Below are 14,416 nucleotides of genomic sequence, written 5' to 3' on the forward strand. Positions count from 1 at the left end.
TTTTATTTATTGTTTTATTTATTGGTCTCAGATTAGGGTCTAAAACCCTGCAATTTATTGCAGTACTTTAGTAATGCGAAAAAATCTTTATCTTTAGATTATGAGTACAGATTTAAGAAAAGGTTCGCACACAGTTAGCAGATTAACATGTCATGTTGTTTGGGTTACTAAGTATAGGTTTAAAGTATTGAAAGGTGATGTTCAAAAGCGTTGCCGTGAGATTTTGATACAGATCTGTGAAGCTGAAGGAATTGAAATTTTAAAAGGAGTTGTTAGTTCAGACCATGTTCACATGCATATAGAATACGCTCCAAAGCATAACGTCAGCTCGATTTTAAAAAGTTTCAAAGGAAGAACTTCAAGAAAATTGCAGATGGAATTTCCTGAATTGAAGGAACGTTATTGGGGACAACATTTTTGGGCAAGTGGTTATGGTGTTTGGAGTACTGGAAATATAACCGATAAAATGGTAAATGAATATTTGGAACATCATAGAAGAAAAGAGAATGACGATAATTCAAATTTCATTCTCGAATGAAATAGATGAGGGACTTTCAGTCCCTCGTAAAACAAACCTCTGCACTTTCAGTGCAGAGTGGTTTAGTAAATCACAAACCTCTACTTTTCAAAAAAAATCAGCGAATCTGCGGTTATTTTTTAACACATTTGTTCACCCTGCCCATAATAATCAAAATCGTTATGGGTTTTTCTTTAATATAACTTTATGATTTTTTGGAGTTCTTTGTCCTTGTTGCATAAACTAAAAAAATACTATCTTTACCCATTAAATCTTTTAAGAACTTAAATTGCATTAATTGCAATACTACATATATCGTTATGGCATGTACAAGTTGTTCAACTTCTGATGGTGGTGCACCAAAGGGTTGTAAAAATAATGGGACTTGCGGCACCGACAGCTGCAACAAATTAACGGTTTTTGATTGGCTTTCGAACATGAGTTTACCCAATGGAGAAGCTCCTTTTGACTGTGTGGAAGTCCGTTTTAAAAACGGGAGAAAAGAGTTTTACCGTAATACAGAGAATTTAACATTAAGCATAGGAGACATTGTAGCTACTGTTGCTTCTCCTGGACATGATATAGGAATTGTAACGCTTACAGGAGAATTGGTAAAAATTCAAATGAAGAAAAAAGGGGTTAATCCCGCCAGTAATGAGGTTCCTAAAATTTACCGTAAAGCTTCTCAAAAAGACATAGATATTTGGACTGTAGCCCGAAACAAAGAGGAGCCTATGAAAGTACGTGCTCGTGAATTAGCGATAGCACAAAAATTGGAAATGAAAATTTCGGATATAGAATTTCAAGGAGACGGGTCAAAAGCTACGTTCTATTATACTGCCAATGACAGAGTCGATTTTAGGCTTTTAATCAAAGATTTTGCTAAAGAATTCAGTACCAGAGTTGAGATGAAACAAGTTGGTTTCCGTCAGGAAGCGGCTCGTTTGGGAGGTATTGGTTCTTGCGGAAGAGAATTATGCTGCTCAACATGGTTAACGGATTTTAGAAGCGTGAATACCTCGGCAGCGCGTTACCAGCAATTGTCTTTAAATCCGCAAAAATTGGCAGGTCAATGCGGTAAACTGAAATGCTGTCTAAATTACGAACTTGACACTTACATGGATGCCTTAAAGGATTTTCCTGAGTTTGAAACCAAATTGGTTACCGAAAAAGGAGATGCCATTTGTCAAAAACAGGATATTTTCAAAGGATTAATGTGGTTTGCTTACACTAATAATTTTGCTAACTGGCATGTTTTAAAAATTGATCAGGTCAAAGAAATTATTGCTGAGAACAAACTAAAAAACAAAGTTTCGTCGTTAGAAGATTATGCGATAGAAATTATTGCTGAGCCAGAACAAAATTTCAATAATGCAATGGGTCAGGAAAGCTTAACACGTTTTGATCAGCCAAAAAGGAAGAAAAAACCAAACAAAAAACCAAGGCTTGCCGGAGAAAAAGCAGTTGTTCCGAACAGCGGCAACAAGCAGCCTGCCATTCAGAAAAATACCGCTCCAAATACCCCAAATACAAATGCCACTAATAAAGGAATTCCTGTTAAAGAAAATCCGAACCCAAACAGTGGCAATAAAAACCGTAATAAAAACAGCAACCGAAAAAGAAACAATAACAATCGCCCTCCTTCTGCAGAGAACAAAACAGACGAACCTAGAAAACCAATAATTATTAAAAAAAATGAGAATAAAGAATAATCTTTTACTGTTTTTTGCAGCAGTACTCCTTTTTTCATGTGATAAAAAAAGAGTTTTTGACGAGTACAAATCTGTGGGAAGCGCTTGGAATAAAGACAGTATTGTTACTTTTGATCTGCCTGTTTTGGATTCAACAAAAAGATACGACTTGTTTGTAAATTTAAGAGATAATAACAATTACAAATACAGTAATCTGTTTCTGATTGTTTCTTTGGAAAGTCCAAATGGCTATACCAAAGTAGATACTTTAGAATATCAAATGGCTGAGCCTGACGGAACTTTGCTAGGCGACGGTTTTACGGATATAAAGGAAAGCAAACTTTATTACAAAGAGAATGTCCGTTTTAGAGGAAAATATAAAGTGCATATTAAACAAGCAGTAAGAGAAAACGGAAAAGTGCCCGGTGTAGCTTTTTTAGACGGAATTACCGAAGTAGGTTTTAGAATAGAAAATAAAGAATAGAACACGATTATGGCTATCAAAAAAAATAACCCTCAGACAAAGAATATCAACAAAGATGTGAAATATTATTCCAGAAAATTCTGGAAAATTTACTTCTCCGGACTGGGAATTATTGCTTTATTCTTCCTGTTTGCCTCCTGGGGTTTATTTGGATCCATGCCTTCATTTGAAGATTTAGAAAATCCGGACTCTAATTTAGCAACCGAAATTATCTCTTCTGACGGAGTTGTTTTAGGTAAATACTTCAAACAAAACCGTTCTCAATTAAAATATTCCGATTTGCCGAAAAATTTAGTTCAAGCTTTGGTAGCTACAGAAGATGCCCGTTTTTATGAGCATTCCGGTATCGACGGAAGAGGAACATTAAGAGCTATTGCCAGCTTAGGAACAAGTGGCGGAGCGAGTACTTTGACACAACAATTGGCTAAACAGTTATTTCACGGAGAAGGTTCAAAATTTTTACCTTTCCGTATTGTTCAAAAAATGAAAGAATGGATTATTGCTATTCGATTGGAAAGACAATATACCAAAAATGAAATCATTGCCATGTATTGCAATGTATATGATTTTGGTAATTATTCCGTTGGCGTTAGCTCGGCGGCACAAACTTATTTTTCAAAAGCGCCAAAGGATTTAACCATAGACGAATCGGCTGTTTTAGTGGGTATGTTCAACAATTCGTCAAAATTCAATCCTGTTAAACACCCAGTAGCAGCAAAAACGCGCAGAGACGTAGTGCTTTTTCAAATGGAAAAAGCAAACATCATTACCGAAGATCAAAAACACCAATTGCAAAGCTTGCCTATCACACTGCATTTTAAATTGGAAAGCCATAGAGAAGGTACAGCTACTTACTTTAGAGAATATCTTCGTGAATACATGAAAAAATGGGTAGAAGAGAACAAAAAACCAGATGGATCTGACTACGATATTTACAAAGATGGTCTGAAAATCTATACCACAATCGACTCAAGAATGCAGGCTTACGCCGAGGAAGCTGTTTCGACACATATGGCCAATATGCAGGAAGAGTTTTTTATACAATCCAAAGGCAATAAAAATGCTCCTTTTGTTAATATTTCTGAAGCTGAAACCGAACGCATCATAAACCAGGCTATGAAATCATCTCACAGATGGGCTGTTTTGAAAGAACAAGACAAAAGCGACGAAGAAATCATTAAAACCTTTGGCGAAAAAACCAAAATGACTGTTTTCACCTGGAAAGGAGAAAGAGATACTATCATGACACCGATGGACTCTATCCGCTACTACAAACACTTTTTACAAGCCGGAGTTATGTCGATGGAACCGCAAACGGGGAATATTAAAGTTTGGGTAGGAGGCATCAATTACAAATATTTCCAATACGATCACGTAGGGCAAGGAGCCAGACAAGTGGGTTCTACATTCAAGCCTTTTGTGTATGCAACAGCGATAGAACAATTAAACATGTCGCCATGCGATTCTATCCTTGATGGCCCATTTATGATCCGTAAAGGACGCCATCATGTAACCGAAGATTGGGAACCAAGAAACTCTGATAACAAATACCGGGGAATGGTTACGTTAAAGCAGGCATTGGCTAATTCTATCAATACAGTATCGGCAAAGCTAATCGATAAAGTAAGTCCTGAAGCCGTAATTGAGCTCACGCATAAATTAGGAGTAAAATCAGAGATTATTACGCAGCCTTCCATTGCCTTGGGAGCTGTAGAGATAACCGTTGAAGATATGGTGGCAGCATTCAGCACATTTGCCAACCAAGGGGTTTATACCAAACCGCAGTTCTTGACCAAAATTGAGAACAAAAGCGGGGAAGTTATCTATGAGCCAATACCTGAATCTCATGATGTTTTAAACAAAGACATAGCATTTGCAGTAATTAAATTGTTGGAAGGAGTAACCGAAACTGGTTCTGGAGCAAGATTGAGAACTCAAGGAGGCGGAAACGGAGACAATCGCTGGACTGGATATCCATATATGTTCAAAAATCCAATTGCAGGAAAAACAGGGACTTCACAAAATCAGTCCGATGGCTGGTTTATGGGAATGGTGCCTAATCTTGTAACTGGTGTTTGGGTTGGATGCGAGGATCGTTCGGCTCATTTCAAAAGTCTTACTTACGGACAGGGGGCAGCAATGGCTTTACCTATTTGGGGATATTTTATGAATAAATGTTATGAAGACAAAGGCTTAACAGTCTCTAAAGAATCTTTTGAAAGGCCCGCCAATCTTTCTATCAAAGTAGATTGCTACACGCCGCGTGCGGCCGTTGTTCAAGACACCACCGCAAGTCCGCAGCCCGATACCGAAGAATTTTCATTATAAACAACACGTTATATAGCAATTCGGGCTTTTTTAAAACCTGTAGGGCGTGCCACCATAAAACAAAGGGACCGAATCACTTCAAGGTGATTCGGTCCCTTTGTTTTATGGTGTCGGGCCATCCGGCTACTTCGGTAGCTTGCTTTTGTCCCAATGTCATTAAGTTAAGCTCTATATTGCTCTTTTGTAATTAGTTAATGTTTTGTATTTTCCTGATTGCCTTATTTTAGATTTTCTACGTTCATAATTCCTATTCAATCTAATAGGTTCAAGATGTCTCTCAAATAAATTTTGTAGTTCCAAAAGGACTATTTTAGGTTTTTCTGTCAGGAATAAAGCTGTGATTTTATTTTTCATACTTCCAATACTCAGCGTCCTGTTAATTTGATAATCATGCTTTCTAATTTTATTTTTAATCTTCAGATACGATTCGCATTGCTTTTCTATTATACTTTGTAAATTTGATACAAAGGTTGCGGCATAAAAATCCTGTTCTATACTCCAAAGAGTATGTCCGCTAAATTCTGCTAATTGTAATACATTTTTATCTTGACTGTAACTAGTCTCTATTTTCCATCTCATAAAATAAAGCGTTTTAAAAATTTCTTTTTTATATTTTTGGCAATCATACAGATTGGTCAATAAAACTTCTGTTTCCCCTGTTTCCAAGACTATCTTAATCATTCGTATAGGGATTGTTGTATGAAGAAAAACCCTAAATCCGTATTCTTTCATTTTATGGATAGCCCTATAATTCGGACCAAGATTTATAATTTTATCATCATCTGGACTTAGCATAAAATCACTCACTTCTTTGTTAAAACCTTGTTTACATCGCATTACAAAATGCTTTGTTTTTTCCTGATGAATCAATAAGTACATCAATGAAAAACTAGTAAACCCTCTATCATAAATAGACAGGCTGTTTTCTGGAATACTTTCAATATGCTGAGCAACTATAGTTTTTTCACCAATTTTTATTGGATGTATTTTCGAGAATACAGTAATTTTATTCAACACATCATAAAACTTCATTATTCCAGCCATTGGGACTTCTCCAAGATGATTTCCATGGGTGCCAAAATGATTTTTCACTTCCTCTTTATCTACCAGATTAATAATTAATAGAAGAGCCATCAACTGCTATGAGTAAAAAACCATTCCACTTTTTCACCTTATCTCCATAATATTTATAGAAGCAATCTACCAATAACCGATTCCAAACTTCAAAAAACAATGGTTTTAACTTTTTTCTCTGAATACTTAAAGCTGATTTTGTACAGCTCAAATTCTCCGAAATACAATTCTCAAAAAAGTTCTGAATTTCTAAGGACAAACTCTTTTTCAGCAGGTTAATAATCAAAAACACGGTTCTATTATAGGTTAATTTTCTATTCCGTGTAAAATCGGATGCTTTATTTGTGAAAAATTTTCTTAACTCAGAATCAGTATTAATAATGTTTAAAAATTCCTTTAACTCTTCTATTATTTTTATATTTGCTTCTACCATTGGGGTTTGTTTTTTGTCAATTACAAAGAACCTAATTTAGGTTCGTAACCCAATGGTTTTTATATATTTATGTCTTAACTTAATGACATTGGCTTTTGTCCCTCACGCAAATTCTGTAAACTGCCATATTTTATTTTGTTTAAAATAATTTCGAAATTTAAAAAACCTATAGAGACTGATTAATGTGATTATTTTACTAAATTTGACTTAAAAATTCGATATTATCAGTTGATATTGATTTTTTATGGTAAAAAATAGTAATAGTTCATATAACCAAAAAGAAACTTATATAGGAATTATCATGATTAACAAAAAAGTAAATACAGTTCAAGAAGCACTTGATGGAATTGAAAACGGAATGACCCTTATGCTTGGCGGTTTCGGATTGTGCGGCATACCTGAAAATTCCATTGCCGAATTGGTTCAGAAAGAAACCAAAAACCTAACCTGCATTTCTAATAATGCTGGAGTCGATGATTTTGGACTTGGTTTGCTTTTGCAAAAAAAACAAATCAAAAAAATGATCTCTTCCTATGTGGGCGAAAATGCCGAATTTGAACGCCAAATGCTTTCTGGAGAATTGGAAGTAGATCTTATCCCACAAGGAACTTTGGCCGAAAGATGCCGTGCGGCACAAGCGGGCATTCCTGCATTTTTTACTCCCGCAGGTTATGGAACCGAAATTGCTGAAGGTAAAGAAGTACGCGAATTTAATGGTAAAATGCACATTATGGAACACGCCTTCAAAGCCGATTTTGCGATTGTAAAAGCTTGGAAAGGCGACACTGCAGGAAACCTCATCTTCAAAGGAACAGCCAGAAACTTCAACCCAGCAATGGCTGGAGCTGCCAAAATCACCGTGGCTGAAGTAGAGGAATTGGTTGAAGCGGGGACATTAGATCCTAACCAAATTCATGTTTCAGGTATTCTAGTACAGCGCATTTTCCAAGGGGAAAAGTTTGAGAAAAGAATTGAGCAGAGAACTGTTAGAAAAAGAGAATAGATTTTAGAAAACTGGCAAACCTTAGACTTTTCATTTTAAACACAAAACACATGGCATTAGATAAAATAGGAATCGCAAAACGAATTGCACAAGAATTGAAAGACCGCTATTTCGTGAATTTGGGGATCGGAATACCGACTTTGGTGGCTAATTATATTCCGAAAGGGATTGCTGTCGAATTTCAAAGCGAAAATGGCGTTCTGGGCATGGGACCTTTCCCTTTTGAGGGTGAAGAAGATGCAGATATTATTAATGCAGGAAAACAAACGATTACCACTTTGCCGGGAGCTTCTTTTTTTGACTCTGCCACAAGTTTTGGCATGATTCGGGGACAGCATGTCGATTTAACCATTCTTGGTGCTATGGAAGTTTCTGAAAATGGAGATATTGCCAACTGGAAAATCCCCGGAAAAATGGTTAAAGGGATGGGAGGAGCCATGGACTTAGTGGCTTCGGCAGAAAATATCATTGTGGCGATGATGCATGTCAATAAAGCAGGTGAATCCAAAATATTAAAAAAATGCACCCTGCCATTAACAGGCGTTGGCTGTGTAAAAAAAGTAGTAACCGAATTGGCCGTTTTAGAAATAACGCCTCAAGGGTTTAAACTGCTGGAAAGAGCGCCAGGAGTCACGGTAGAACATATTATCTCCTCTACCGAAGCTAACTTGATTATAGAAGGGGATATTCCAGAAATGCTAATTGGATAGAAGTTTTAATTTTATCAGAATAAATTTGTAGAAATTATTTTTTGTTGAAACTAAAAAAAGGGAAAAAACATATTTTATAAAGGGCAACTCAATGGAGTTGCTCTTTTTGTTTCCAATAAGACCATTCATTTACCCAAATATATCGGACTAATTTATAAAACAAACAATAATTGATCCAATTAAACCTTGCAGTTTACAGTTAAACTGCCTCAACAATACTCAATTTTACCGCAATAATTTTATTAGAAGGCTTAATAATCATATTTTTGAGGAATTAATCAGATTATGAAAAAAAATATTTCCTTTTATATAATGCACTTTTGCCTGTGCTTTATATTTCTGTTTTTGCCATATGCCTTTACTGCCGCCGGAAGTATTTTTAGTTTACCTAAATTAGCAAGCAATCCACACGACAGGATTTACTTTTTTATTTATTTTTTGTTGCTGATATTCTTCTATTTCAATTATTACGTTCTGATTCCAAAGATTTATTTTAAAGAAAAACAAATTCGTTATATTGTGATTATAGTTTGTTTTTTATTGTTTTTCCTTTGGATATCCAAAATTTTTGACACTCCAGATTTAAATTTTTTGGATTTCAGAAATCATAGACAAGAGTCTTTAGCTGATATGCCTTCTCCAAAGCCTTCATTTCAGCCTAAAATACAACCATCAGGATTTAAAAATGGACCTCATTTTGGCGGACCTCCTACTCAATACGGCCATACTATTTTAGTTTATCTTATTGGGGTTATTTCGAGTTTGTTTATTGCTATAAAAATTCGGCTTCAAAAAGTTGAAGAAGATAGAATGAAATCAGAATTGTCTTTTTTGAAAGCGCAGATAAATCCTCATTTCTTATTCAATACGCTGAACAGCATCTATTCATTGGCCATAAAAAAAGATGACAAAACTGCTGATGCAGTGGTGCAGTTATCCGAATTAATGCGTTATATCATTACTAACGCTAATGACGATGTTATTGCCTTAGATAAAGAAATCAATTACATAAACAATTATATACAACTGCAAAAGACCCGATTAGGTAATACTGTAGTTGTTGATTATGCAATGGATGGAAATTCATTTGGTAAAGCTGTCACTCCGCTTATTTTAATCTCATTTATTGAAAACGCTTTTAAACACGGAGTAAATCCAAATGAGAATTCCGAAATTTGTATTCGGATTACTATTATTGGTGAGTATTTGACTTTATTTGTTTCTAACAATAAAGTGCAGTCCATACAAACTGATAGCGGAATCGGCCTGCAGAATACGATTGAAAGACTCTCTCTTTTGTATCCTAACAATCATGTCTTGGCAATTGATGATAATCCAAAAACATATCAGGTAACCTTAACTTTAAAAGTAGGATGATAAAAGCAATTGCCCTTGATGATGAACCGCCAGCGCTTGAAGTTTTACAAAGTTTTTGTGATAAAACTGACCTTATCAATTTACAAAAAACATTTACTAAATCGGAAGATGCATTCAAATATTTAAAAAAATATCCTGTCGATTTATTGTTTTTAGACATTAATATGCCAGCTATTTCGGGCATTGATTTCTACAAAAAATTACCTCACAAAACTATGGTAATATTCACAACGGCTTATTCTGAATATGCTGTAGAAGGGTTTACATTGAGTGCCACCGATTATTTATTGAAACCTATTTCGTTTGCACGGTTTGAACAAGCAGCAGAAAAAGCATATTCGCAATGGAAAGCACAAAATCAAAACCCAGAACAGCAGTATCTTTTTATCCGTGCCGATTATAGCCTGATAAAAATTCTGCTTTCCGATATCTTATTCATAGAAGGACTTGACGATTATTTGAAAATTCACATTCAGCATCAAAAAGCAATTGTGGCCAGAATGACTATGAAAGCCTTGTTGCAAAAACTTCCAGAGACTGAATTCATAAGAGTGCATCGCTCTTTTATTGTTTCTATTTCCAAAATAGAGAAAGTACGAAACAAAATAATCTATATCAGTCAAGAAGAAATTCCGGTAAGTGCGAGTTATGAGACCACCTTTTTTGCTTTGCTCAATAAAGAATGATATTTAATCCTATTGCTAATTGTTGGGCTAAAATAAAAGCGACTTTATTCATCGGATTAGACTTGACGGTTTTTAAAAATCTGTTGGGTCTGCATTATTAAAAACCAATAAAACACCTTTTTGTCTTATTCACCTCTTAAAATCATCGCATTACCTCATAAATTATAATCCATTTATGAGTTTAAATACTTTTACGGCTGTAACCTTAAAATTGTATTTAGTATGGAAAGAAAAGATTTTTTAAGAGGATTAGGTTTAGTAGGCTTGGGAGCATTGACTATTCCTGTAATTAAAGGCTGTAGTAATGATGACAGCAGTGCTCCTTCTTCGGCCGATACAACTCAAGCAACTGATACAGGAGGAACATCATCTTCTAGTGGCACTTGTTCTGTTACCGCATCGGAAACTGCAGGGCCATTTCCAACAAAAACGCCGGGATCATTGGTTACATCCAATATTGTCAGTGATAGAACGGGGGTTGGTTTTAGCATAAATATCAGCATAAAGAACACAAATGCCAATTGTGCTGCACTTGCAGGAGCCATAGTTGATATTTGGCATTGTGATAAGGACGGCTATTATTCGGAGTACGGCGGAACATCAATGCAAAGTGCAGATTTTACGTCAGTACACTTTTTAAGAGGAAGACAGACCACTGATGCTAGTGGATTGGTTCATTTTACATCTATTTTTCCAGGATGGTACAGCGGTAGGGCAACACACATACACGTTCACATATACAATGCTTCTGGAACATCATTGCTGGTAACACAGATCGCATTCCCTGAAGGCTCCGGCAGTGCAGTGGCTCTCGTAAACGCTTCAAGTGCCAATGGTTATACCAAAGGTCTTTCGGGATATACCTATAACGCTTCCGATAACGTGTTTTCAGATTCTACAGCGAATGAAATGTCAGCAGTTACAGGAAGTGTTGCAGCCGGTTTTGTTTTGACACACACCATAAACGTAGCAGGATAGAGAATCGTTCAATTCTTTAGTTTCTAAAAATGATTAAGCAAACACCTGCCCAAATTTATAAATCCGATTTAAGAGGAATTTTTAAATCGGATGCTTTTCAAAATTTAGCGACTTTCAATTTTGGAACCTACCAAGATTGGTCCAGAAAGCCGTTTGGCACTTTGAAAGTCTTAAATGAAGTGATATTAGAGCCTTCGAAAAAAACATTCACATTCATTGATACAGATACCGAAGTGATTCTTTTGCCTCTTTTTGGCGGAATTGCTTATGAAGACAATACAAGTAACGAGGATTTCATTAGAATTGAACAAATAAAACACATCTCAGCACAAAAAGGAATGTCTTTTGAGCTTTCTAACCCGTATGATTTAGAAAATGTGAGTTATTTAGAAATTTGGTTTTCGGCTAAAACGGCCAATTTTTATTCAAATAGCAATAGAATTGATTTTGATTTTTCTGAAAGGAATAAGATGAATTTGCTTTTTGAATTCTCAAATACAATGGGTTTTATTGGAATTTATGATGGACGAAAAGAAGGGTTTTATGCATTGAAAAATAATTTGAACGGCGCATTCGTTTTTGTAATCAGCGGCGCATTTGAAGTAGAAAACAGATTATTGCAGGAAAAAGACGGATTGAGCCTAAAAAAAATAGAAACTGTAGAATGGGAAGCACTTTCAGAAAATGCCATTTTGTTACTGTTTGAAGTTCCGATGGAAAATTTATAAAGCATTATGTACAAAACTAAAATACGATTAGCCTACCGAATTGTGATTGACAGCAGTTCAGCATTCCTATGGGACAAATATGTTTGGGAAGATACATTCAAAGAATATTTGATGCAAAATCAGCAGTTCAATTCGAAGGAAAACCCCAAAAAAACCTTTAGGGAATTATTGACCGAAAATGAAAAAGCAATTCAGCTGCATTACTTAGTAGGCATTGCTGCAAATGGTTATGTCGAGCAGTTAAAAGGGAATCTTCACCGAGTTACGGATGTGTTAGGGAATAATTATTTCCCTTTTGTGAATTATCAATTAGACATTATCAATACAGACATCACTGATATATCAAAGCACAAAATAGGCATAACTTTTTACTCGCCCTTATTACTATTGATAGACATTATAGAGGGAACTTATTTGGTGTCTAAGAGTAGTGAAACCTTGAACGGTTTGGAAACCCTGATGTTTCCTGTACAGCCTCAATTATCTATTTGTTATTATGAAAAAAACGTTTAATCTGATTATTTTAAAATAGAAAGACCGTCAAATACTGACGGTCTTTCTATATGAATATTTCAATATTATCTACAAATTAGAAAAGAAATCATTCCCTTTATCATCGGTGATAATAAAAGCAGGGAAATCTTTAATGGTGATTTTGCGAACGGCTTCCATGCCTAATTCTTCAAAATCAACTACCTCAACCGAAAGAATGTTCTCTTTGGCCAAGATTGCTGCAGGACCTCCAATAGAACCCAAATAGAATCCGCCGTAAGTTTTACAAGCATTCATCACATCTTTGGTTCTGTTTCCTTTAGCAAGCATTACCATGCTGCCGCCATTTTTTTGGAATTCTTCTACATAAACATCCATGCGTCCAGCAGTTGTTGGTCCAAAACTTCCCGAAGCCATTCCTTCCGGAGTTTTTGCAGGTCCTGCATAATAGATTGGGTGGTTTTTAAAATATTCCGGCATTGGTTTTCCGGCATCCAGTAATTCTTTAATTTTAGCATGGGCAATATCACGGGCTACAATCAAAGTTCCGTTTAATTTCAAACGTGTTTTGATAGGATATTGTGATAATTTTTTAAGAATATCGGGCATTGGCTGGTTCAAATCAATCTCTACAGCTTCTTCCAAATGTGGAGGAGTTTCTGGCAGCAAACGTTTTGGATTTACTTCCAATTGTTCTACAAAAATACCGTCTTTGGTAATCTTGCCTTTTATGTTTCTATCGGCAGAACAGGAAACTCCCAATCCAACCGGACAAGAAGCGGCGTGACGAGGCAAACGGATTACACGAACATCATGAGTGAAATATTTTCCGCCAAATTGAGCGCCAATTGCACTTTGCTGACAAATTAACTGCACTCTTTTTTCCCATTCTAAGTCACGAAAAGCCTGACCTGCCATGTTTCCAGTTGTTGGCAAATTATCAAAATAGCCTGCAGATGCTTTTTTTACCGTAGCTAAATTCGCTTCCGCTGAGGTTCCCCCAATCACTAAAGCCAAGTGATACGGCGGACAAGCCGAAGTTCCCAAATCCATTATTTTTGCTTTAATGAAAGCATCCAATGACTTTTCATTCAGTAATGATTTTGTTTGTTGGTATAAATACGTTTTGTTGGCAGAACCGCCCCCTTTTGCCAAAAACAAAAACTCGTAAGAAGCTCCTTTTTTGGCATAAATATCAATTTGCGCCGGAAGATTAGAACCTGAGTTTTTTTCCTCAAACATGCTAATCGGCACAATTTGCGAATAACGGAGATTGCGCTCCTGGTACGTATTAAAAATCCCTTTTGAAAGCCATTCTGCATCATCGGCTCCAGTATATACATTTTCGCCTTTTTTGGCCATTACAATCGCTGTTCCTGTGTCTTGGCAAGAAGGTAATTCCCCATCGATAGCAACAACTGCATTCTGCAATAAATTATATGCTACAAAACGGTCATTATCTGTCGCTTCCGGATCATCAAGGATTGCTCTCAGTTTTTCCAAATGTGAAGTACGCAGCATAAACGAAACATCTTTCAATGCTTCCTGAGCCAATAATTCCAATCCTTTTGGATCAACAGTAAGAATTTCCCGTTCTCCTAATTGTTCCGTTTTTACAAAATCAGAAGTGATTTTACGGTATTGCGTATCGTCTTTTAAAATAGGATAAGGATCCTGGTATATAAAGTCCATAATTTGATTTTTTTTAAAGAATGCCAAATATAAGAATTGTTCAAAGATTCATAACTGATTTATATCACGTTCGGTAAAGAAATTATTAAAAAATTTAAGTTTGATTATCTGTTTTTGAAAGCGGAAGTATCAGGCAATTTTGGTTATATGGTTTCTGCTCTACACTAAATCTTTGCTTTTTTAAAGGAAAAAAGCAAAGGATAACGTTTAGATCAGGGCTAAA

At 35.7% G+C, this 14,416-nt stretch carries 14 protein-coding genes; 11 read left to right on the top strand and 3 right to left on the bottom strand.

Annotation, left to right across the window (positions count from 1 at the left end; translation table 11 throughout):
• Positions 1-100: 100 nt before the first annotated feature.
• From tnpA to AC1DVP_RS17695, 4 genes are all read left to right on the top strand, one after another.
• Complete coding sequence (gene tnpA, locus AC1DVP_RS17680; RefSeq protein WP_477184803.1) at positions 101-538, top strand: IS200/IS605 family transposase; 438 nt, start codon at positions 101-103, stop codon at positions 536-538.
• Positions 539-837: 299 nt separating this feature from the next.
• Positions 838-2,229, top strand: a complete 1,392-nt coding sequence (locus tag AC1DVP_RS17685) for a PSP1 domain-containing protein (RefSeq protein WP_477184804.1) — start codon at positions 838-840, stop codon at positions 2,227-2,229.
• Positions 2,213-2,692 carry a gliding motility lipoprotein GldH gene (locus tag AC1DVP_RS17690; RefSeq protein ID WP_477184805.1) on the top strand — a complete coding sequence of 160 codons (480 nt, stop codon included), beginning with the start codon at positions 2,213-2,215 and terminating at the stop codon, positions 2,690-2,692. The genes AC1DVP_RS17685 and AC1DVP_RS17690 overlap by 17 nt, the downstream gene beginning before the upstream one ends.
• Before the next feature lie 9 nt (positions 2,693-2,701).
• Entirely contained in the window at positions 2,702-5,020 is a 2,319-nt protein-coding gene (locus tag AC1DVP_RS17695; protein WP_477184806.1) for a penicillin-binding protein 1A, read from the top strand.
• Between the two features lie 168 nt (positions 5,021-5,188).
• On the opposite strand, the gene AC1DVP_RS17700 is transcribed toward AC1DVP_RS17695, so the two are convergent.
• Together AC1DVP_RS17700 and AC1DVP_RS17705 are read right to left on the bottom strand one after the other, a co-directional pair.
• Positions 5,189-6,154 (bottom strand): transposase, encoded by a 966-nt coding sequence (locus tag AC1DVP_RS17700; RefSeq protein ID WP_477184807.1) that lies wholly within the window; start codon positions 6,152-6,154, stop codon positions 5,189-5,191.
• On the bottom strand, positions 6,132-6,527 hold the full coding sequence (locus AC1DVP_RS17705; RefSeq protein ID WP_477184808.1) for a hypothetical protein: 396 nt from the start codon (positions 6,525-6,527) through the stop codon (positions 6,132-6,134). Before AC1DVP_RS17705 ends, AC1DVP_RS17700 begins: the two co-directional genes overlap by 23 nt.
• 301 nt (positions 6,528-6,828) lie before the next feature.
• On the opposite strand from AC1DVP_RS17705, the gene AC1DVP_RS17710 reads away from it, so the two are divergent.
• From AC1DVP_RS17710 to AC1DVP_RS17740, 7 genes are all read left to right on the top strand, one after another.
• Positions 6,829-7,530 (top strand): CoA transferase subunit A, encoded by a 702-nt coding sequence (locus tag AC1DVP_RS17710; RefSeq protein ID WP_477184875.1) that lies wholly within the window; start codon positions 6,829-6,831, stop codon positions 7,528-7,530.
• A 50-nt stretch (positions 7,531-7,580) separates the two neighbouring features.
• Positions 7,581-8,240, top strand: coding sequence for a CoA transferase subunit B (locus AC1DVP_RS17715; RefSeq protein ID WP_477184809.1), 660 nt, complete (start codon positions 7,581-7,583; stop codon positions 8,238-8,240).
• Positions 8,241-8,831: 591 nt separating this feature from the next.
• A complete protein-coding gene (locus AC1DVP_RS17720; protein ID WP_477184810.1) occupies positions 8,832-9,617 on the top strand; it encodes a sensor histidine kinase in 786 nt (261 codons plus the stop codon).
• Positions 9,614-10,303 carry a LytR/AlgR family response regulator transcription factor gene (locus tag AC1DVP_RS17725; protein ID WP_477184811.1) on the top strand — a complete coding sequence of 230 codons (690 nt, stop codon included), beginning with the start codon at positions 9,614-9,616 and terminating at the stop codon, positions 10,301-10,303. Before AC1DVP_RS17720 ends, AC1DVP_RS17725 begins: the two co-directional genes overlap by 4 nt.
• Positions 10,304-10,525: 222 nt before the next feature.
• Complete coding sequence (locus AC1DVP_RS17730; RefSeq protein ID WP_477184812.1) at positions 10,526-11,281, top strand: dioxygenase family protein; 756 nt, start codon at positions 10,526-10,528, stop codon at positions 11,279-11,281.
• Positions 11,282-11,310: 29 nt separating this feature from the next.
• Positions 11,311-12,009: a pirin family protein gene (locus tag AC1DVP_RS17735; RefSeq protein ID WP_477184813.1), complete on the top strand. Its 699-nt coding sequence runs from the start codon at positions 11,311-11,313 to the stop codon at positions 12,007-12,009.
• A 6-nt stretch (positions 12,010-12,015) separates the two neighbouring features.
• A complete protein-coding gene (locus tag AC1DVP_RS17740; protein ID WP_477184814.1) occupies positions 12,016-12,522 on the top strand; it encodes a hypothetical protein in 507 nt (168 codons plus the stop codon).
• Positions 12,523-12,591: 69 nt separating this feature from the next.
• Here AC1DVP_RS17740 and AC1DVP_RS17745 read toward each other — a convergent pair whose 3' ends face one another.
• Complete coding sequence (locus tag AC1DVP_RS17745) at positions 12,592-14,193, bottom strand: fumarate hydratase (protein ID WP_477184815.1); 1,602 nt, start codon at positions 14,191-14,193, stop codon at positions 12,592-12,594.
• Between the last annotated feature and the right edge of the window lie 223 nt (positions 14,194-14,416).

This window comes from Flavobacterium sp. P3_A6, assembly GCF_056403035.1.